At 54.2% G+C, this 19014-nt stretch carries 23 protein-coding genes; 10 read left to right on the forward strand and 13 right to left on the reverse strand.

The window, feature by feature from the left end; translation table 11 throughout:
- From ACR0AU_RS20395 to ACR0AU_RS20435, 9 genes are all read right to left on the reverse strand, one after another.
- Positions 1 to 1597: ParB/RepB/Spo0J family partition protein (locus tag ACR0AU_RS20395; RefSeq protein WP_480796173.1), on the reverse strand; the 1597-nt coding region annotated here is incomplete at its 3' end.
- A gap of 240 nt (positions 1598 to 1837) precedes the next feature.
- Complete coding sequence (locus ACR0AU_RS20400) at positions 1838 to 2059, reverse strand: hypothetical protein (protein ID WP_480796174.1); 222 nt, start codon at positions 2057 to 2059, stop codon at positions 1838 to 1840.
- A 646-nt stretch (positions 2060 to 2705) separates the two neighbouring features.
- Positions 2706 to 2867 carry a hypothetical protein gene (locus tag ACR0AU_RS20405; RefSeq protein WP_267367431.1) on the reverse strand — a complete coding sequence of 54 codons (162 nt, stop codon included), beginning with the start codon at positions 2865 to 2867 and terminating at the stop codon, positions 2706 to 2708.
- Between the two features lie 622 nt (positions 2868 to 3489).
- A complete protein-coding gene (locus ACR0AU_RS20410) occupies positions 3490 to 3744 on the reverse strand; it encodes a BrnA antitoxin family protein (protein ID WP_480796175.1) in 255 nt (84 codons plus the stop codon).
- Positions 3701 to 3976, reverse strand: coding sequence for a BrnT family toxin (locus ACR0AU_RS20415; RefSeq protein ID WP_480796176.1), 276 nt, complete (start codon positions 3974 to 3976; stop codon positions 3701 to 3703). The genes ACR0AU_RS20410 and ACR0AU_RS20415 overlap by 44 nt, the downstream gene beginning before the upstream one ends.
- Before the next feature lie 112 nt (positions 3977 to 4088).
- The gene (locus ACR0AU_RS20420; RefSeq protein ID WP_480796177.1) at positions 4089 to 4283 is read right to left on the reverse strand and encodes a hypothetical protein; all 195 of its coding nucleotides are present in this window, start codon (positions 4281 to 4283) and stop codon (positions 4089 to 4091) included.
- A gap of 10 nt (positions 4284 to 4293) precedes the next feature.
- Positions 4294 to 4902: a hypothetical protein gene (locus ACR0AU_RS20425; protein WP_480796178.1), complete on the reverse strand. Its 609-nt coding sequence runs from the start codon at positions 4900 to 4902 to the stop codon at positions 4294 to 4296.
- Positions 4899 to 5207 carry a hypothetical protein gene (locus ACR0AU_RS20430; RefSeq protein ID WP_480791291.1) on the reverse strand — a complete coding sequence of 103 codons (309 nt, stop codon included), beginning with the start codon at positions 5205 to 5207 and terminating at the stop codon, positions 4899 to 4901. Before ACR0AU_RS20430 ends, ACR0AU_RS20425 begins: the two co-directional genes overlap by 4 nt.
- Positions 5204 to 6550 carry a DUF3560 domain-containing protein gene (locus ACR0AU_RS20435; RefSeq protein WP_480796179.1) on the reverse strand — a complete coding sequence of 449 codons (1347 nt, stop codon included), beginning with the start codon at positions 6548 to 6550 and terminating at the stop codon, positions 5204 to 5206. Before ACR0AU_RS20435 ends, ACR0AU_RS20430 begins: the two co-directional genes overlap by 4 nt.
- Positions 6551 to 7145: 595 nt before the next feature.
- On the opposite strand from ACR0AU_RS20435, the gene ACR0AU_RS20440 reads away from it, so the two are divergent.
- The gene (locus ACR0AU_RS20440) at positions 7146 to 7454 is read left to right on the forward strand and encodes a hypothetical protein (protein WP_480796180.1); all 309 of its coding nucleotides are present in this window, start codon (positions 7146 to 7148) and stop codon (positions 7452 to 7454) included.
- 137 nt (positions 7455 to 7591) lie between these two features.
- On the opposite strand, the gene ACR0AU_RS20445 is transcribed toward ACR0AU_RS20440, so the two are convergent.
- Entirely contained in the window at positions 7592 to 7843 is a 252-nt protein-coding gene (locus tag ACR0AU_RS20445) for a WGR domain-containing protein (protein ID WP_257601408.1), read from the reverse strand.
- Positions 7844 to 8018: 175 nt separating this feature from the next.
- Here ACR0AU_RS20445 and ACR0AU_RS20450 point away from each other — a divergent pair, with 175 nt between their 5' ends.
- The gene (locus tag ACR0AU_RS20450) at positions 8019 to 8291 is read left to right on the forward strand and encodes a DUF6429 family protein (protein ID WP_480796181.1); all 273 of its coding nucleotides are present in this window, start codon (positions 8019 to 8021) and stop codon (positions 8289 to 8291) included.
- A gap of 115 nt (positions 8292 to 8406) precedes the next feature.
- The gene (locus tag ACR0AU_RS20455) at positions 8407 to 9813 is read left to right on the forward strand and encodes a DUF7986 domain-containing protein (protein WP_480796182.1); all 1407 of its coding nucleotides are present in this window, start codon (positions 8407 to 8409) and stop codon (positions 9811 to 9813) included.
- A 572-nt stretch (positions 9814 to 10385) separates the two neighbouring features.
- Here ACR0AU_RS20455 and ACR0AU_RS20460 read toward each other — a convergent pair.
- On the reverse strand, positions 10386 to 10595 hold the full coding sequence (locus ACR0AU_RS20460) for an MBL fold metallo-hydrolase (protein WP_480796183.1): 210 nt from the start codon (positions 10593 to 10595) through the stop codon (positions 10386 to 10388).
- An 84-nt stretch (positions 10596 to 10679) separates the two neighbouring features.
- Between ACR0AU_RS20460 and ACR0AU_RS20465 the strand changes: the two genes are divergently transcribed.
- On the forward strand, positions 10680 to 11591 hold the full coding sequence (locus tag ACR0AU_RS20465; RefSeq protein WP_480796184.1) for a homocysteine S-methyltransferase family protein: 912 nt from the start codon (positions 10680 to 10682) through the stop codon (positions 11589 to 11591).
- A gap of 174 nt (positions 11592 to 11765) precedes the next feature.
- Here ACR0AU_RS20465 and ACR0AU_RS20470 read toward each other — a convergent pair whose 3' ends face one another.
- Together ACR0AU_RS20470 and yghX are read right to left on the reverse strand one after the other, a co-directional pair.
- Positions 11766 to 12485, reverse strand: coding sequence for a DUF1194 domain-containing protein (locus ACR0AU_RS20470; protein ID WP_480796185.1), 720 nt, complete (start codon positions 12483 to 12485; stop codon positions 11766 to 11768).
- 12 nt (positions 12486 to 12497) lie between these two features.
- The gene (gene yghX / locus ACR0AU_RS20475; protein WP_480796186.1) at positions 12498 to 13385 is read right to left on the reverse strand and encodes a YghX family hydrolase; all 888 of its coding nucleotides are present in this window, start codon (positions 13383 to 13385) and stop codon (positions 12498 to 12500) included.
- 395 nt (positions 13386 to 13780) lie between these two features.
- Here yghX and ACR0AU_RS20480 point away from each other — a divergent pair, with 395 nt between their 5' ends.
- The 6 genes from ACR0AU_RS20480 (at position 13781) to ACR0AU_RS20505 (ending at position 19005) form a co-directional block, all read left to right on the forward strand.
- Positions 13781 to 14287: a hypothetical protein gene (locus ACR0AU_RS20480; protein WP_480796187.1), complete on the forward strand. Its 507-nt coding sequence runs from the start codon at positions 13781 to 13783 to the stop codon at positions 14285 to 14287.
- A gap of 445 nt (positions 14288 to 14732) precedes the next feature.
- Positions 14733 to 16178 carry a hypothetical protein gene (locus ACR0AU_RS20485; protein ID WP_480796188.1) on the forward strand — a complete coding sequence of 482 codons (1446 nt, stop codon included), beginning with the start codon at positions 14733 to 14735 and terminating at the stop codon, positions 16176 to 16178.
- The gene (locus ACR0AU_RS20490; RefSeq protein ID WP_480796189.1) at positions 16165 to 16479 is read left to right on the forward strand and encodes a hypothetical protein; all 315 of its coding nucleotides are present in this window, start codon (positions 16165 to 16167) and stop codon (positions 16477 to 16479) included. The genes ACR0AU_RS20485 and ACR0AU_RS20490 overlap by 14 nt, the downstream gene beginning before the upstream one ends.
- Positions 16480 to 16507: 28 nt before the next feature.
- Complete coding sequence (locus ACR0AU_RS20495; RefSeq protein ID WP_480796190.1) at positions 16508 to 17074, forward strand: hypothetical protein; 567 nt, start codon at positions 16508 to 16510, stop codon at positions 17072 to 17074.
- Between the two features lie 324 nt (positions 17075 to 17398).
- Positions 17399 to 17995 (forward strand): DUF6088 family protein, encoded by a 597-nt coding sequence (locus ACR0AU_RS20500; protein ID WP_480796191.1) that lies wholly within the window; start codon positions 17399 to 17401, stop codon positions 17993 to 17995.
- A gap of 2 nt (positions 17996 to 17997) precedes the next feature.
- Complete coding sequence (locus ACR0AU_RS20505; RefSeq protein ID WP_480796192.1) at positions 17998 to 19005, forward strand: nucleotidyl transferase AbiEii/AbiGii toxin family protein; 1008 nt, start codon at positions 17998 to 18000, stop codon at positions 19003 to 19005.
- The last annotated feature ends 9 nt before the right edge of the window (positions 19006 to 19014 follow it).

Below are 19014 nucleotides of genomic sequence, written 5' to 3' on the forward strand. Positions count from 1 at the left end.
CAGCCATGAAGTCGGCCTGCTGGGTTGTAAAGCGCCGCGCGAGAAACGCGGTGATTTCGCCGTTGCGGGTTTTCTTGCCCAGATCGCGGAATGCCTTGAAGGCTTCGATGCTGCCTTTCCCAGCCATTTCCTGAAACTGGTTGTAGGCTTCCTCTGCTGCCTCATCCCGCTCACCGCCAAGACGCGGATCAAGGTCAAACTGGTCGTCAATCTCGGGCGTGTTGTTCTCCGCTCCGCCGTAGCCGAACCCGAACAGGCTGGTGTAGTGACCGGATGCCGGTGTCGCATAGAAGGCAAACAGGCTCAGAACATATTCGGGCTTGTCCAGCATGGCCGTCTGAACAGCCGCCAGCCGGATCGCTTTCATGTCGTCGATGAACTTCTGCGAGAATGCCGGTTTCTCAGCTTCCGGCGCGGTGGGCTTAGAAGGTTTTGAGGGGGCTTCGATGAACTCCTGTTCAATAGCCGCTTCCTGATCCTCGGGCTTAATGAGGCCACGCAAAGCAGAGATTTCGCCATTGTGACGGACAAAAACCATGATCCCTGCAATCGCTTTCTGCTCTGGCTCATATTCACCATCCAGAACCTTTTGCAGAGCATCCAGTTCGGCTTGACCGGCTTCATCCAGCGCATCGCCTTCTTCAAGCTCGGCCAGTTCGTCAAACCGCTCGGTCTGTTCCTCGGTCAATACACCTTCAACCACTGGTGTTTGGGCAACCCCGTGAGCATCCCGAACTTCGTAGAAATAGGGATTGCTGTCGTCGGTGGTCATGGCCCATGCCCAACCTTCCGCCTCGCGCAGCTTTTCGGCTTCGGCGTCCAGCTTCTCAGAATACAGGCGTTCCAGCAATTCAGGGTCTTTGAACAGGGTTTCATTCTGGAACAAATCGCTGGTGACGGTTCCGCCAGCTTCTTCAAAGGCATCCTGACCAACAAACTTTGCTTTGCGGTCTGTGTTGCGCACGGATTCCGGTGTCAGGGCTTGGCGCACATAGTATTCATTGTACAACCGCCCGGTCTTAACACCTTCCAGTGCTTCAAGGATTTTGGCCTCGTCGTCACAGATGGTCATAGCCTTGGCGATGCCTTGGCTGATTTCACCGGCTTTCACGGCATCCAAGACAGGATCAGGCAGATCGGCCAGCGCGAGGCGGCGGCGCACATGCGCCTCGGTCACGCCGAATGCGTTGCTGATCTTGCCAACAGAAAGGGATTTCGCGGCCATTTTCCCGTAGGCGCGAACCTCGTCAATCGGGTCCAGTTCTTCGCGGGCTGTGTTCTCGGCATTGGCCCATTGCTCGGCCACAAAGGGGTTATCGGTGATCTTGACCGGCACCTGCGCCAAATCGGGGCGTTCGGTCACAGCGATGTTGAGGGCGCGGAAACGGCGACCACCTGCGACGATGCCGACTTTACCGTCCTTATCGCGCAGACCGCTCAAGTTCTGGATTAGGCCGCATGTGACGAGGCTTTCTGCCAGCAGGGCAATGCCTTCGTCGGCTACTTCCTGACGCGGGTTGATTTCAGACAGGTGCAGATCGGACAGTGCAACGGTTTCGATGATTTCCGGTGCGGTGAATGTTTCGAGTTTGCTCATTGGGCAAGTCCTTGTCTCAAAGCTAAGTTTTTGTTATTGGTGCCCCACCCCTTGCGGGGTAGAGCGAGGCCGCTTAGGCGGCAGCTTGAGTTTTCAAGAAGGCGAGGCCGATCTTGGCGGAGAGACCTCCCTTTTTGATCAGCGCATAGGCTTCACGCTTACGCTGTTCGATCATTTCAATGCTCATGGTGTTCACCTCCTTTCGTGCGCAAGTTGCGCATTGGCCGTTTCAGAACCGGACTATTCGTCCACGCTGAAAATGACCATTTCATCCTCGACCGTGTACGGCACGGCCTTGGACAAAAGCTGTTCGATGGCGGTGGCTGGGACAGATGGGAAGCTCTGGCACATGCTGTTCAGCAGGACCGGACGATCATCTGCGAAGTGATACCCGTTGATGGCCCATGCAATTAGACCGGGGGTATGAACCAAATCCGATGATCCAAGACGATATTCAGTCATGACAACTCTTTCTTTCGTGGCGATGCGGTTGCCGATGTTTCCCGGCTATCCGCTAATGGGCGCGACCTTCTGATCTGTTAGCTGATAGATGGCCCGCATCTATCGGCTGGCAGAACAGGAGGGCGAAGCCCTGCCTGTGGCCTGGGGCGGGACTGTCACGGGGTCGGAGTGGCAAAAAAATGGGAGGGAACCGCGCGCTTGCGCGTGGGAGGAACCGGTTTTTTTGACATGGAGACGACGCGCACCGCGCGGCGCTTGCCCCTTGACCGACCCGACACAGGATGCGGGCGGATCGGGATGATGGGACCGGCCTGCCGGTCACAGCAGCCCCACTATTGGATAATGCCAGGGCCGGGGTGAGCGCGCTTTAGCGCGTCGATCCCCTGCCCTGTCCAATAATCAATGCGAGCCGCGCACCGCGCGCGGATCTCCCAGACCTATTGCAAAAGCGGGCGTTACCCTTTGGGCCGAGACAAGCATGTCCTGGCGACCATTTGGCCTCGGTTAAGCTGGCTCGGGACGAGACAGATTCACCGCTACCCGGGCCGAAGGGAGAAAGGACGTGATTGGTTCGGGTCGGAGGCCGGTGTGCCGGCGTCCGACTAGCACGCGGTCACGCGCCCATAGGCGCGGGATTTGCCCGGAACTATGGCTCCCGGCGTTTGGCCGTGAATGTGATCTTGATGACGATCAAGTTGACCTCGATGCTGAGGCTCAAGTCGATCTTTTGAAGCTGTTTTCTCACTGCTCTAAGGCGACGAGCTGCCAGCCTGCGAAGCTGTTTTGATTTTTTGCGAATGTATTTCATGTCTGTCTCCTGTTGAAAATTCGCGCTCACGGACACGGCGGGAAAGCAGACTAGTCAACACGCGCGGCACGCGCCCCGAAGAGCTTGGTGTTTACTGGTCTGCGCGGCGTGTATTTTGGCCGCTTATTTTCATCGGGACAGATCTAAGACAGGCGCGCGAAAAACAGAGGTTCGCAATGGAGGGTGCGACCTGGGGCTGAGTGTAGAAATCAGAGGTTTGAGAGAATGGCAGTCGGCCCAGACTCGCGGCAACGATCGGGCCGACTCGCTCATAAGAGCGTTTTTGCCGATTGCCGTCGGCTTAGTGCAGTTAGCACGGGTTCTGCAGAGGTTAAAGGCGATCCGCTCCGGCCGCGATGGCGGCCCCGCGCGCGGGCAGCGCGCGGTCCTGGCTAATCGGGGCAATTGGCCCCGGTTCGCCGGGACACCAAAACCGATTGAGCTGGTTAGCTTGGATTGGGATTTGCTGGGCCGTAATGCGTGCCCGCCTCAATTAAGCAGCCATCGCGACCGCTGAGCCATGCCCGATGAACTTGGGACCGGGCAAAAAAGCGGCGAAGTGGCCGGGGCATTATCCAACCACTGTAACCCGCCAGATTGACCCGATGATAAAGCCGGGTCATCACAGACCCGCTGCCTTTCGCAGTGCTTCATTCATTCGGCTTTGCCAGCCTTTGCCATCGGCTTTGAACGCCTCCAATACTTCAGGGTCCAAACGGATGGTTGTAGAAACCTTGGTAACTTCGGCTTTGGGCCTGCCGCGTGAAACCGGGGCCTTGGCTAACCTTTCAGTCCAATAGGGTTGCGACAGGTCCGGCAGATCGTCGTCAGCTTCATCGCCCAAGTACGGGGCCGTATGCTTTTTGCTCTCGTTCATTGGCTTTCCTCATGCTGATAATTCGATGCGACGTGCCGCGCGGCGTCCAAGCCACAACAACCATTCGACCACCTAAGAACCCGATGGTGATGTTGCGTGTTTCGCCATAGTCGCGGCGGTCATCTTCAACCGTTATATGTGCGTCCTCAAATACTTCCCCGGCTTGCGCCATATCCAAACCGCGAGTTTCAAGGGTCGTCTGGCGTTTCGCTGGGTCATATTCGATCTTCATATATTGTTACTACACTAAATAGGTTCAAGGCGCAATATTTGTTACTACAAAAATAGCCTAATTGATGGGTTTCAGAGGATTGCGCGTCGCGGTCGCAACGCGCAAAACACTGTTAAACTTCCTTTCCGTCATTGTCGAACCGGCGCACAAGCTGAAAGTCTATGAAGCCAGACGAAACCAAGTCCGCAAACTGTGCGCGGGCTTCGTCTGAATCGGCGTAGGTTTCTGGGTCCGTTCCATCCGGCAAGTCGATTTCGAAAAACTGAATTGCATCGCAAGCGATACTGACAATTGGTTTTGTAGACATCGGCTTTCCCTCAGCGGCGGATTCTGATGATTTTCGTGTGAACGCTGGCCGTCGAAAAAGTGTTTGGCGGCAAGGTTTCGAGTTCTTCGGCCTCGTCGTGGTGGAATGTGACAGGGACCAGGGCAACAAGGGTTGCCGGTTCGTCATGCCCACCCTGCCCTAGCAGGGACAAAGCCGCCTCGATGTGGGCGCGTACCTGCTTAAAAGGCGGGTTCATGATGATACGGGGAAACTGCGCGCGGCCTCTGACTTCCTCCGCATACTCAAGAAAACAACGGTTGATCGTGGGGCCAATGGCGCGCAGCTTTGCCGCAAGCGTGTTGTGGCGCTCGATCATAGTTAATTCGCAAGTGCTGTGACCTGATCCAATCAGCGCCTTTGCGAGCTGGCCGGTCCCGGCGCTTGGCTCCAATGTCAGATAGTCACCTTGCGGCCCGAGATAACCAACCATCCGCGCGGCTACAGGATCGGGCGTCACGTGGCATTCGGTGAACTTGTCAACGGCGATAACCTCGGGGGCCTTCAGCTCGTCCAGTTGGGGCGCGTCATGCCGCACCCTAACCGGAATGGTTAGGGGCTTGTTTGGGCGGTAGTAGATGCTTGGCCGTTTCTGAGTCATCGTCCCAGCCTTTCAACTTCAAGGGCGTTCGTGGCTTGGTTGACTATCCGTTGCGCCGTGTTTGCCTCGATTCCGGTCTCCATCAAACGGCGCATTGTGACCGCCTTGCCCAGAACGGACAGGCGCGAAAATCCCTCTTGAACGTATTCCATCGGGTCAGCTTCAACGATCTGGCATTCGCCCTCTGTGTGACCGTGTTTGATGGCCTTTTGCCGCATCCCCTGCAAATTTTCGGGCAGGATTGCCGCGCCCTGAGTGAGCGCGACAGCGTAGGTGTAAAGGTGGGTTTCCCAATGACGGGTCATTGTGCAATTTCCTCGTCAAAATCGGCAGGGGCGTCATGCTGCTTTTGATCGGTGATAAGGATAGCAGCCCACCCAGCCGAGAAACGCGGCCCTTCGTGGTTCGGGTTCGGTGCGATCCGCACCCGGAAAGCGCCACAAGCTGAAAGCCGCGTTCCCCTGTAGTCGGTGCCAATCTTGGCAAAATCGGCCTTGGTCATTTCCACCTGCGGAACAAACTCGACTGTTCTATTCCACGGGTTGCGAACCAAAAATTTGCCGCTCTGCGCTTTGAAATTCAGAATAGGCGGTTTTGCCGGTTTCTTTTCGGGCGGCACGTACCCGCAAGACTGCATCAAGTCGCGCCACTCGTCGGCGGATAGCTCGACGGTGCTGCCATCGGCCACATGAGCGGGCAACGGGGCGTCACATTCCACAGAAAACAGATCGTCATCGACCTTTTTCCCCTTTGGTTTGTCTGCGCCATGTTCGCGGACAAACATTTGCAACAGGGTCGGCGTAATCTCACCTTCAAAACGTGGCACATCGCCCAGCATTTCGCGTTCATATGAAAGGCGGTTCAAGGTGTGAGTGATCCAGCGGGACAGGTTGTCATTCTCGATAGTGCGTTTTGCAGCCTCGATGCACTGCGCGCGGGCCTCTACCGGTGTGGTCTTGCCGTCTGCGACTGCCGAATAGAGACCATAAGGCACCGAAGTGCTGCGGCCCAGTATGAAGCTGATTTGCTTGTCAGTGGTCGCGCTCTCCCACATTGCCAAGGCTTTATGCGCAGCGTTCAACCGGCGCTGAAGGTCGCGCAGCTCGGCCAGTAGTTTCTTGATCCGGCGCGCGCGCACCTTGGGGTCATTCTTCCGGTTTGCATGACGCTCGACACCTACCGCGCGATATTGCCAATAACCGATAGCGCCATGAGCTTTAACGGCTTTGTCCATTGCGTTGTGCATCCGCTCTTGAGTCTTGCGGGCTTTGCGCTCGGAGTGATGCCCGACAAGGATAGGCTGACCAAATTCGAATGCGCGGGACAGTTCGTCAGCGGCCCGGTGAAATGCGTTTGCCTGTTCGGCGCGTTTCTGTGCGATCCCGTCCAGGCGATCCGCTTTGATCTGCGCCCGTTCGGCCATTGTGGTTTCTTCGGGTTCAATCTCGCCTGCCAATTCAAGCGCAAGGTTTTCGCGGGCAACGGTCCACATGGGGGCAACGAACAATTCCTGTTTAGGTGCCCACTTGAAGCCTGCGGCTTTGACGCGCTCGTATGCGTCGGCGTCCAACCGCTCCGAGGCATACAAACGGATTTTGTTGTCCTCGGGGGAGTAAGTTGCAGTGATATTAATATCAAAATCAGCCATTCGTGGCGTCTCCTTATCGTGGCGATGCGGTTGCCGATGTTTCCCGGCTATCCGCTAATGGGCGCGGCCTTCTGATCTGTTAGCTGAAAGACCCCGTGTCTTTCGGCTGGCAGAACAGGAAGGGCAGAGCCCTGCCGGTGGCCTGGGGCGGGACTGTCACGGGGTCGGAGTGGCAAAAAAATGGGAGGGAACCGCGCGCTTGCGCGTGGGAGGAACCGGGTTTTTTGACATGGAGACGACGCGCACCGCGCGGCGCTGGCCCCTTGACCGACCCGACACAGGATGCGGGCGGATCGGGATGATGGAACCGGCCTGCCGGTCACAGCAGCCCCACTATTGGACAATGCCAGGGCCGGGGTGAGCGCGCTTTAGCGCGTCGATCCCCTGTCCTGTCCAATAATCAATGCGAGCCGCGCGCCTCGCGCGGATCTCAATTCACCGTTTGCGTGGTCTTATCAGAAAACAAGAGCACGCGTGTTACCCTCTATCGGCAGAAACACCATATGTGGTATTTGGCTGCTCAACACCCACAATATACTTGCTTTTGAACCCCTTTTGTTCTAGTCTTTAGCGACGCTGCCAAAGGGAAGAACACATGTCCGGATCTGCCAGTTCAGAAACACAGACAGCACTGCCTGCAACGGCCAAGCAACTTGCCTATGCACGCAAGTTGGCAGAGCAACAAAACGTCGTTTTGCCATGGGAAATCCAGCAAGATCGGCGCGCGATGAGCCAATGGATCGACACGCAGAGATCAGCACCTCGCGTTCGCGATACAAGGCCAAGCTCGAAGCAGGTGGCATTTGCGGAACGCATCGCCCGGATCAAGCGCAGTCCTGTTCCGGACGAGTGCTTTCGGGATCGCACTCTGATGTCCCGCTGGATCGATAGCAACAAACCTTGAACAATATCGCGTTGGTTTGGCACCTTTGGCGTTGCCTTGCCACGTTGGAAGAACCTCAGATGCGGTGCTTTCACACATGCCTTGCTGCGTACCGTTCCATTGAATAAGCCGCATCATCTAACCATGGGATCAATCGCCTATGCTCCAACCGGAACATAGCCTCGGCGACGTTTTTGTCTTTCAAGTATATGGAGCGCGTCAGCAGCCTGGGCTTCGTCATCGTACGTCACCATCATGGCTTGCCCGTTTGTGCCAATACGTCCCCAGGTGCGAAGAACGGAAACTTCACCAAACAGCGTCGGCTGCAACTCTATTCCGTAGAACCGTGCCATGTTGACGTCAGGGTCTACATGGATCAGGTGGACAGGTGTGGTGTCTGTCAGCTCCATGCTCCCAGTATTGCTTGGCACAGCCCAGCTGTCCAATGACAATGCGATATCTATTCGCCGGGAGCGATTCATACCCGCGATGTGAGGCGGCACGGGTTTCACCCGGCCTCATCAATCTGGTTGCACCATATGCGAGTTGAAGATATTTGCATGCCCTCCAGGCGCCGGATCAGGGTTGACGAACCCGCCCCTTGTCGCGTCCGCTGTGGTTATGGACGTAGATGAAAACAAAGTGGATGAGGCAGTCCTGGCGCTGCTCTGGTTGACGCTGCATGACGAGCGCCGCGCATGGAAAGGCTTTGACTGGGACGCGCTTGACCGCCTGCACCGGAAGGGGTTGATCCTGGATCCGGTTGGAAAGGCAAAGTCGGTAGTGTTGACCGATCAAGGCCTGCACCGATCCAAAGAACTTTTCACAGAGCTTTTTGGGCGGGAGCCAAAGACATAGCCTTCGCCGTGACGAGACCCTCTATGTAACGCAGTTCCGCACAAGCTTGTGGTCTGGCTGGCGGTTGCAATCTGCGCTAGATCGCCTCTGTCCGGTAAACAGGGAGAAGCTGAAAATGACAACGGGGAACGATCTTGGTGGGTTCATTCGGTTTATCACCCGTGACGAGATTTGGCACGAGCGGCTCGCGGGTGTGTTGGACGAGCATTTTCTGCCAAGTCTCGAAGCCTTTGATCTCGATTTCGAGGATCTGGGCGACCTGCTGGGCGAGGATTGGCCAATGGTTCTGTGTGGCGGTGGCCTGGAAGACTTGCTGGGCAGGACATTCGGACCGGACGCCGAAAACGCTGTAGATGCCTATCTGAAAGGGAGCGGTTCCAAAGAGAGTGCGCAGACCCGCGCCTATATCGAGGGTTTGCGGGACGCGCCGATCAGCCTTTATGAGGTGAGCGAGATAGACCCCGGCAAATCCATGGTATTGCGCGACCTGCTTTCGGACGCAGAGCCGGTCACCGTCCGGGAACACAGCGCAACGCAGATGCTACAGCGATGGGATCGCATCGCAGCTCGGGTTGTCGCGCAGGGGGGTCATAACGTGATCTCGGGGGCTCTACTGCCCTTTGAGCCGGACACCGTGGCTTTTTTTGAAGACGGGCTCCGCTCCGTGTTGAAATTGAACCCCGACGATGAGCTGAGACTGACACAGGATCAGCTACACCGCTCCGCACCCCTCTTCACCAATGCCTGGCTCTTCGCACATCTGCCGAACCTGCTGGACCCGGAACCACCACAAATCAGCAACAGCGATGGTGACGACCTGCTCTTTCATGAGATGCGCTTTCCCCTCGCCAGCAAGGTGACGCAAAGCCAGGTCTCGCAAAAACTGTCCCAGTCTGCAGAGCTCGTGATCTCTGGTCAGAAGGATTGGACCTGGCTTGCCGTCGACATCCCGGCCGGCAACAAGCGCGGCACCGGCCTCGAATTGGACAGGTCAATGTCAGGGGCGTCCGTGCTTGGGTCCCTGAACCTGAAAGGCAAAACACTCACGCTTTCTGTAAATTCTGCAGCGCGCGCCGCACGCGGCGAAGCCCTGGTCCGGGACCTACTGGGGGATCTGGTGAAGTCACCGCTGACATCAATCCAGACCGTCGAACAGATGATGGCGGATGACAGCCTGGAGAGCGAAGTGGCAGAAGAAGAGGACATCCCCCCTGCCCTTGCCCATCAGATTGCCCACGAACATATCGACCATCACTACCGTGACACGCTTGATCAGCCGATCCCGGCCCTGGATGGCAAGACCCCGCGCCAGGCCGCTCGCACCACGGCGGGCAGGAAGAAAGTCATAGACTGGCTGAAGACAATCAAAAACCGCAGCGCGCGCCAGACCGGCTCTCCTGTTGCAGACTATGATTTCAGCTGGATGTGGGACGAGCTCGGATTGTCAGACTACCGAAATTGGACCAGCGATGGTTCTTGCAAAAACCGTTCCAAAGCTTCGCCTCCAGAACCCATCGACTAACCCATGTTTTCCCGGCTGCGTCTTGCAGATATGTGGCAAGGGTTATGCTGTCGCTGCGCGTCCAGATGGTTTGCCTCGTGACAGCTGGGGCACAACAAAATTTCAGTCTCCGTGGACACACCGGTTTCATAATCGAAACAGTACTCTTGACCACATATCTCCAGCACCTCTCCACGCTTGGCCAGTTCCGAACTTGTCACCTCACAGTGATGACAAATTCCGTCCAAGAGAGCTGATTGGAGTTCAGAAAGAACCACTGTTTTCTGAAAATTGCACACTCTGTCAATCATAACCGCTTCAGGCTTTCACAAAACGGTGAATAGAGAAAGCTTGTGAAACAAGAATTCAAGGGAATGTGACATAGCCCAATGGGTTCGAGATTTAGTTTCGCCGATCATTGCCTGTAAGCTGCGCGGCGCGTCGAACTTTCACGTCAGCCGCCATCCGGCAACAGACCCGCGTGCATCAATATACAATCTGGGCTAGCCCTCCCAGCGAAACGCGTCGTTGTCCGCCTTCACCCGACCAATAGACGGCAAAGCGAAGTGGTTTCCCAGCACAATACATCCTGTTTACGAGGCGCTTTCCAACAGTTTCCGACGGGATGTCACGGCCATCTCAGCATCGGAATCAAACGTAAAATGCCACTCGGGATGCCAGCACTGGGCGGTTGTATGGATTGCATCACCTGTTATCAGAGCGCACCGGTCGCCACTGGTGATTTCGACCGAGACATGGCCGGGTGTATGGCCTGGCGTGGGGATCAGAGTGACGGAATACACCCTGTCGCAGTCCTAAGGTACACAGGAAGCCCGAGACAATGTAGGTTTCTTGTGCAGAGGTAACGGCAATAGGCGTGGATCAGAATGGCGCGACAGTTCCCACTCGAAGGTGACAAGACCTTTCTGGTTTACGCCGGCACTGGCACCGACCTGATATTCAATCATGGAGTCGAGCTACCCGGTTTCGCGTCGTTTCCATTGCTGGAAGAACCTGGCACCAGGGCAATACTGGCCGGTCAAATGCAGGCTCTTGTCGATCTGGCCCGTGAAATGAATGTCGGATGCATCCTTGATGCGCCCACATGGATGGCGAACGCCGACCGGGCAGCGCCCTTGGGGTACGATGCAGAACGGCTCGTTGAGGTGAACAAAGATGCGGTTAGTCTAATGGAAGACGTGCGCCAAGCTGCCGCTCGCGACGATGTACTGGTGTCGGCCTGTATCGGCCCGCGCTATGATCCTTACGCCGACATCCCGCCGGGAACCGTCGAAGATGCACGTCAATACCACGCCGCTCAAATGCACAGCCTGAAGGACACAAGCGTCGATCTGGTCACCGCTTATACATTCAACCGTCCAAGCGAGGCCGCAGGATGCATTCTCGCCGCTCGAGACGCTGAACTGCCGATCATTATGTCTCTGGTTGTTGAAACAGACGGGTGCCTGGCAGACGGAACCAAACTATTGGACGGCATAGACCAAATCGACGCGGCAACCGACTCGGCGGCGCTGTTTTTTATGGTCAACTGCGCTCACCCTACCCATTTCGCCGGAGCGATTGGCAACCACCCCCGGCTGAGAGGCCTTGTGGCGAACGCTTCGAGTTGCTCGCATGCGGAACTTGACGAAGCGGATGAGCTGGACGAAGGCGATCCAATTGAACTTGGTAAACAGATTGCCGCGATTGCGCAGCAGAATCCGTCGATTCAAGTATTTGGAGGATGCTGCGGTACCGACATGCGCCATCTGAAATCGATGATCAGCGAATTAGCATAGCCAACTTGGTTCAATCTGAGCGATAACGCTGAGATCTAAGGTGCTCCCGTAATTTCTTTCCACAACTTGTTGGGAGATCGGCCCATACCGGCCACTCGAATTAGTTCTCGAATGCTGCAGTCGCACCCGCTTTGCGGTTATTCGCTGCGAGCGCGAAGGAGTGAAAAAATGATCCTAATTCTGCGCCAGGTTCGTATCCGAAAGGTCTCCAGAAATCTCTAGGATAAGTTTGCGCCGGATCGCTTGGGCCAGGTCTTCTTCGCTCTTTGCGGTTACAACAAATGCGCCCTGTCCACCGATAATCAGTTCTTCGTAGATCGCGCCAAGGTCCGGGTATCGCGCGGGCGTATCACAGAACCGACACAGAATGGGCAATGCGTTGATGGTAATCCCTGCTGCAATCACCTCTTGCCGGGCCAATTCTATAGGTGGGCCAGAGAAGCTATTTGGGCTATCCCCGGAGAAGTCGATGACTTTGCGCCAGCCTTCATATGAATTGTTCTCAATCAATCGTTTGCCATCGAGCAGAGCCGCGCCGATGGCGTTTCGACCAAAGGCATTGCGCCCCGCGCCCGAGAGCGCGGCGGCGAATTCAGACGCGCTCTCAGGACCATCAATCTTCATCCAATCGACAACGACAGCGGTGTTCGCGGCCCATTCGACATAGGTTACGGCGATGGCACCGTATGCTGAGTTTGAGATCGCAGACAGCACACGGGGATCAGTCATCGCCTGTGCGTAACCTTCCCTTTGGAATGCAATCTCGGCCTCACTAATCGAACCTGAAGCGTCGGCGAGCAAGACCAGTTCCAGTTCAACATCTTGTGCCGCAGCGAGCCCTGCCCCCAGAGAAAGAAACGCGCAGGCCCAAAGCCATCGAATATTCTGGATCACGTTGCTGTTCGCCTACGCCAGATAGGAGTTGAACCATCCCAATGTGCGTTCCCAGGCCAGCGCGGCTTGCGCCTCATCGTATCTGGGCGTGCTATCGTTGTGGAAACCGTGATTGGCCCCTTCGTAGATGTAGGCCTCATAGGTCTTGTTGTTTGCCTTCAGAGCGGCCTCAAAATCCGGCCATCCCGCATTGATGCGCTCATCCAATTCGCCCATTTGCACCAAGAGGGGGGCTTGAATCTTGGGAACATCTGCTGAGGCCGGTTGACGGCCATAAAACGGTACGCCGGCGGCAAGCTCAGGATAGGCAACTGAGATCGCACCCACAACGCCACCACCATAGCAGAATCCAACCGCTCCCACTTTTCCGGTGCTGTCATCGCGAGCAAGCAAATGCTCGAACCCTGCAAAGAAGTCGTTCATGAGCTCTGTACGATCAACCGTCCGCTGCAATTCACGGCCATCCGCATCGTTTCCAGGATATCCGCCGACCGAGGTCAATCCGTCAGGTGCAAGCGCCATGAACCCGGCCTTCGCCAAACGACGGGCAACATCTTCGATATAGGGGTTAAGCCCGCGATTCTCGTGGATAACCAAAACTGCGGGCAAACGGCCTTCGGCATTTGCAGGACGCACGAGATACCCGCGCACATCCCCCGTCCCATTTGGAGACGGATACATGATGTAATCCGCGTGAATATCAGGGTCATTGAATGAAACCTGCTGCGCCATCGCGTAGTTCGGACTGAGCATGTTCAGCAGCGCCATCGCCGTTACACCGCCTACGGCAAACTTTCCTGCCTTATCAAGGAATTCGCGCTTGGTGATCCTGCCGTGTGCGTAGAAGTCGTAGAGATCCAACAGTTCCTGATCGAAGTCTTTTGCTGTCATGCGGTTCATGGCATCCTCCCAGGTTGCAACGGGTTCAATTCCAACGATCATTCGATGTTTTGTCCAATCAATTTTTCACAGGACTCGGATGTCCTGAAGCCGGTCAATGCTTCAAAAACATGGCGTTTGAGCACCTTTGTTGCTTCAGGAGAATTGCCGCGTTGGTCGGCCCAAAGCCGACTTTGAGATCTTCGTTCGGCTTCTGTGTTTGCAACCACTTTCCGGACGTTCGCCGCACGCCTGAAATTTTTACTCGGTCAAACCAACAGATCTGAGATGCACAAGCCAATTTTGATCGTGAATAAATGACGGCGCACATTGCTTGCCTCGTGGTCTTGAATGCTTACATGTGATCAAGGATTGCTCAATGCGAACTTCTCACACCATTTTGAAACGGAAAATTTATGATCCATTCTGTTGCCCCATCGGGCGGCCACACAATCGGCAAAGCGGTAAGTCGCGAAGATGCCTGGTGGCTATGTTACCGCTATGGCCTGAAGCCATTTCCTTTGAATGATACTTCAGCCGTGAGTTTAGAAGAGGACACTGAGAGTGGAGCAAAGATTTGGACGGTTCACTGCGAACATACCCAATATCCGTATGATCGTGGAGCTTTCGAAAATCGGCGCCGTGATGGTTTGGCTAAATTAGAGAACGGCCTTCCAGCTTGGCCGGTTGCAGAAGAAAATGGGATTGCATTCCAAACTTTCAGACAACGGCTCAAACGAGGCTGGTCGGGTGAAAGGGCAGCAACTGAAGGCGTGCAGGAAATAGCTCATGATCCAGATGATGAATGGGAGGTAGTCGCGCTGGAAAACGGGCTATCTGTTCGCGCGTATCGCAGCCGCGTTCAGGCAGGGTGTCCTGAAGCTATCGCCGCAACAATGGGACTAAGTTGGCGGCAATGGTAAGATTTTACCCTTAGTGAACACACCGCCCTTAGCTGACACTCGTCGGGGTCTTGCTAGGCTGTGATTGCAGCCTGCTTTCCAGTCATTCGGTGCCGCAGTACGATTTCTAAGTGAACGCACAGACAGTCAACAGGCGGAGCTGACTTTTTCTAGCGCAGCAACTGAATGCTGGCACAGAAAGCACTCGTATGTGATGGAGCATCTTTTTGGCAATGTATCACAGTCATCCAAGACAAGGTTGCAAGTGAAAATTCAAAGTTGAAAGAGTTTTCTGCCAACCTTTTTGACCCAGCGGAGTTTAGCTGTTTTCGATTTGACTAGCCCGTATGTTGTCTTTAGCTGTTTCCCGCGCAAGGCGAAACTTCTGTTCGCCACTAACGTTTACGAGCCCTGCGGAGCAATCGAGTGATGATATTTCTCGCGGGGACCAAAAGGCCATTTGATTTTGGAAGATTATACATTTGAAGCAGTTTGGCCTGCCGGCATTGGTGAGATAACTCAGGAACAGATCAAATCTCTCTCAAACCGAGATTTCGCTCGTCTATCCAGAGCTCATCGTGAGAGATTGATAGCTTCAGGCTACACGCGCCGAGCGGCTATCGCCGCTGTGCGCAAATTAAAGAAGGTACGATCCAAGCATCAAAGAGAACACCTCTTGTTGCAACAGCAAGAAATGCTCCATGCCGAGTATCAGGAAAGCCCATTGCTTAATAGCTTCCTACCTAAGCGAGCAAGGCGCTGGATATCGCCGTCGAACCGAAAGCTCACAACTTCGATTTCGGCGAGAAACTTTTCTTTGCTTGATGATCCAAAATCAACTCTCAAAACCTTGGCCGACATTGTTCGGTTTGAAGGGATCGCCAAGAGTGCTCGTTTAAATTTTGACGACGAAAGAGTACTTGATGTTTCTCCCTACTTGCTACTCGGTCTTCTGAGTAGCCGAATGGCACCCTTCATCACCGGGGGAAAAATATCTCGCGGTACCCAAAAGGTAATTGAAGCAGTAGAGCTTAGAGATTTCTTAGGGATTGAGCCCTTTAAAAATGGGCATGATCGACTAGACGTCTGGCCATTTTCGCTTCAAAGGAGGCACCCGCAATCAGACACATCAGTTGTAGCAGGAGAGAGTATTTCGTTCCAAAAGCTATCAGACCGCTTGGTTGATGCGGTTAACGAATGGCTCGCTGCTTTACCCGAACCCAGAACACTTTCTGGTGAGGCCATGGGTCAAATTTCCAACATTGCTACAGAGACGCTTAACAACGCGGAACGACATAGCCAGGACGGCGGAAACGGCGATTGGGTGGTCGCAGGCTTTATGGCTAGGCGCAGAGTTGATGAGGACGGGAAAGCCTACCCTAGCTATTCATTGGATCACTGGTATGATTGTCATCTTGCATTTGTAAACAGAGGTCGACCGATATGTGATGCGGTCATGACGACTCCGTCGTTAGACGTGAAAAACCAAATCCTGGGTTATCAAAAGCGGCACAAATCGAAGTCTGGTTGCAGCAAAGAAACCCTCGCTACAGCATTTGCCATGCAGGACAACATTTCGTCCAAACCAGACAATGCCGGCGGCAAAGGCATGATGACAATCGTAGAAGTTACAAATGCTCTCTCGCTCAGTGACGTTGAGGCCAAGAAGCCAAAAATTACGGTTCTATCTGGTAAGAGTTGCGTAATGTTTAGAGGCGATTATTGTGGCTTCCATCGACTTGACGGAGAGGGGACTGGGCGTACCCAGTACTTTAATCCAGCCCAAAATATTGAAAGACCGCCCTCGAATGAACATGTTTTTGACCTAGACGTCCAATTCCCAGGTACGGTAATAGCTGTCCGATTCACCCTCGATCCCGAAACAATGGAGGCACTTAATGATGACTCTTGATTTAGCGGAAAGAACTCACGGCGGTAAAATTCGAAACCTCTCCGGTAAAGAAGCTGGTGAGCGTGCTCGTTTGCATTTCAAGCTTGACGAGCTCGACAACGTTGAAGGCCCCATCACCGTTTTGGTGCCTAAGGAAGTCTACAATGTGAGTCCATCCTTTTTCTGCGGGATGTTCGGGGAGAGCTATGCAAAATTGGGGGAAGGCAAACTTCTGTCTCACTACCAGTTCAAATCCGTTCCTGAGTTCATATCAAAGCAGCTGCACTTCGGGGTGAAGTTGTGCTCTGAAACGTACAACTAAGTATTTATTTCTAAAGGTTTAGATTTCTTTGACTGCAATTGCCAATCAGGTTTGCGAGGCTGTATCCGAGTGCGTGAACCTGGCCACAAGCGCTAACAAACCATTTTGGGATCTAAAGGCGGTTTTAGCTGCCATCGGCATTTCTATAGCGCTTATCTGGAATAGCATTCAGTATTTTAGCGGCAGTAGTCGGCGAAAGAGAGATCAGCAGTGGGAAATGTTCAGAGACGAAATTTACTCACCATTTCTTGAGCTTCTCAACAATTTTGAGCAGGAAGTCCGGCCAGCTCAACTTGCTGTCAGGTTGTCCGGCATGAGCACCGATGTGTTGGGTGAAACCATAGGCGAGTTCTTTGCAACAGTTTCAGAGATGGAGGTGTTGTGCCAACGAGCGGACAATCACGTGTACACATCTCATTCTGTTTTTTCTACAACTTTTGAGAACTGTTCCAATGAGTTAAACGCGTGTATTGGCAAACTTCTGAATCCGGGAACTCATGAGGAAAACAAGTTTGCAGATGTTTCTAGCGCATATCGCAAATTGATCGACGAGCTCCGCATCTGCCTCAGTAACTGCAGAAAAGATCTTCATTGAGGTCTGCTTGGTGACCTAATTACTCTGTGTTTTCAACTGGGTTAAGGCCAGCTCAAATCTGGTCTTAAGACGGTTCGTGATCATCCAGGTTGTCGATTGCCAACCAAAGAGATCAACCGCCGGCTCGCTTATACTAAGATGATTGCTCAGCTCTGGTGCCAACCTGCGAAATCAAGATTTGAATGTCCGCTCTTGCTCTCTAAGCCGTAGGAGTTCGCATTCGCAGAGAAAGTCTGCAATCCGCCCAACTTACAAAAACACCCAGACATTCTCCTAACTTGTAAGTCAGAAAAAAGTACTATATTTTCTGACTAGGAGAAAGCTATGATCACCTCATCGATTAGACAACGCATCATCGGAAAAGGCCGGGGCGCAATCTTTGCGCCAACCGACTTTCTGGATATTGGCTCCCGCGCAAGCGTGGATCAGGCATTGTCGCGTTTGGCGGATCAAGGGATGATCCGACGGTTAACGCGTGGGCTTTATGACTATCCGAGAAAGAGCGCCAGATTAGGGCTGTTGTCTCCGTCGGCCGATGACATTGCCAAAGCGATTGCACGCAAAGACAATCAGGTTCTACAGCCCTCCCCTGCCATGGCAGCCAACCAGTTGGGGCTGTCGACCCAAGTGCCGTCCAAGCCGACCTATATGACCGACGGCCCGACCCGCACCAAGACAGTAGGTCGACAAGTCATCCAGTTTCGAAATGCATCATCCAAAACGCTAGTTGGTGCAGGCCAGAAAACCGGCGCCGTATTTCAGGCGTTACGCTATGTTGGCAAAAACCGGGTGGATAGCCGTGTTGTCGACACGCTGGCCCGCAATCTGGATATTAAGGACCGCGCATTGCTCGCAAAACAAAGTAGATATGTACCGGCCTGGATGCACCCGGTAGTGCAGCAAATCGTGGCACGGGTCTGATCTTGGACCAGTTTGCCAACGATACTCCGAAGAACCGTGAAGAAGCGTTTCAAGAAACGGCCGCAAAGCTTGGTATGTCCAAGGCAATCGTTGAGAAGGATTTCTGGGTCTGCTGGTCGCTGAAACATCTATTCGCCCTGCCCTCTTTTGGCACTCACATGATCTTCAAGGGTGGGACATCGCTATCCAAGGCCTATGACATCATCCATCGGTTCTCGGAAGACGTGGATCTGTCACTCGACCGAGCGCAGCTTGGATTCGAGGGCGAACGTGACCCCGAGCACCCTGCCCTTTCCGGCAAAAAACAAAAGCAACTGCTGCAGGAGCTTCAGGATGCTGTCGCAAGAGTAGTCGCTGGTCCGCTTCTGAAAGAAACCAATGTCAAGTTTGGCGGCGCGCTAGAACAAGACTATTCCCTCTTGATCGATCCTAGTGATGCGCAAACTCTGCTATTCGCCTACCCGTCTAAGACGAGTGCAGATAGCCGTTACATTCAGCCGGTCGTGCGGTTCGAATTTGGCGCTCGTGGGGTTCACCTTCCAGCCGAGACCTGCAGAATATCACCTTATCTACGTCAGGCCTTTCCAGACCTGCTGGGCGCTGGCGACGTTGACGTAAAAGTCCTGGGCGTTGAGCGCACATTTTGGGAGAAAGCCACGATCCTGCATATGCTCTACCATCAAGACATCACCAAGCCTTTGGCAGACCGAATGTCGCGCCATTACTACGATATGGCTCAGCTTATCACTCACGAGACTCATACTCGTGCTCTCGAACAGATCGACTTGCTGGATCAAGTTGCACACCATAAGTCCGTCTTCTTCAAAGCAGCTTGGGCAAACTACGAAAATGCCAGGCCCGGATCTTTAAGACTGTTACCGAATCCTGAACTGGAAGCTGCACTGCGCCGAGACTATGCCGGGATGCAGGAGATGATAGTCGGGGATACCCCTTCGTTCGATGAAATTTTGAAAACGATTGGCATGCTCGAGACGAACCTCAACGGCTAACATCAGCCT

The sequence above is a fragment of the Ruegeria sp. CG1 genome (assembly GCF_056537265.1).

Excerpts from the sequence above, each read along its gene's own strand:
- ACR0AU_RS20415 (WP_480796176.1), bottom strand. The coding sequence starts at position 3,976 with ATGAAGATCGAATATGACCCAGCGAAACGCCAGACGACCCTTGAAACT.
- ACR0AU_RS20430 (WP_480791291.1), bottom strand. The coding sequence starts at position 5,207 with ATGACCCGTCATTGGGAAACCCACCTTTACACCTACGCTGTCGCGCTC.
- ACR0AU_RS20480 (WP_480796187.1), top strand. The coding sequence starts at position 13,781 with ATGATCCATTCTGTTGCCCCATCGGGCGGCCACACAATCGGCAAAGCG.
- ACR0AU_RS20465 (WP_480796184.1), top strand. The coding sequence starts at position 10,680 with ATGGCGCGACAGTTCCCACTCGAAGGTGACAAGACCTTTCTGGTTTAC.
- ACR0AU_RS20425 (WP_480796178.1), bottom strand. The coding sequence starts at position 4,902 with ATGACTCAGAAACGGCCAAGCATCTACTACCGCCCAAACAAGCCCCTA.
- ACR0AU_RS20400 (WP_480796174.1), bottom strand. The coding sequence starts at position 2,059 with ATGACTGAATATCGTCTTGGATCATCGGATTTGGTTCATACCCCCGGT.
- ACR0AU_RS20500 (WP_480796191.1), top strand. The coding sequence starts at position 17,399 with ATGATCACCTCATCGATTAGACAACGCATCATCGGAAAAGGCCGGGGC.
- ACR0AU_RS20440 (WP_480796180.1), top strand. The coding sequence starts at position 7,146 with ATGTCCGGATCTGCCAGTTCAGAAACACAGACAGCACTGCCTGCAACG.
- ACR0AU_RS20490 (WP_480796189.1), top strand. The coding sequence starts at position 16,165 with ATGATGACTCTTGATTTAGCGGAAAGAACTCACGGCGGTAAAATTCGA.
- yghX (WP_480796186.1), bottom strand. The coding sequence starts at position 13,385 with ATGAACCGCATGACAGCAAAAGACTTCGATCAGGAACTGTTGGATCTC.
- ACR0AU_RS20455 (WP_480796182.1), top strand. The coding sequence starts at position 8,407 with ATGACAACGGGGAACGATCTTGGTGGGTTCATTCGGTTTATCACCCGT.
- ACR0AU_RS20420 (WP_480796177.1), bottom strand. The coding sequence starts at position 4,283 with ATGTCTACAAAACCAATTGTCAGTATCGCTTGCGATGCAATTCAGTTT.
- ACR0AU_RS20405 (WP_267367431.1), bottom strand. The coding sequence starts at position 2,867 with ATGAAATACATTCGCAAAAAATCAAAACAGCTTCGCAGGCTGGCAGCT.
- ACR0AU_RS20445 (WP_257601408.1), bottom strand. The coding sequence starts at position 7,843 with ATGGAGCTGACAGACACCACACCTGTCCACCTGATCCATGTAGACCCT.
- ACR0AU_RS20435 (WP_480796179.1), bottom strand. The coding sequence starts at position 6,550 with ATGGCTGATTTTGATATTAATATCACTGCAACTTACTCCCCCGAGGAC.
- ACR0AU_RS20410 (WP_480796175.1), bottom strand. The coding sequence starts at position 3,744 with ATGAACGAGAGCAAAAAGCATACGGCCCCGTACTTGGGCGATGAAGCT.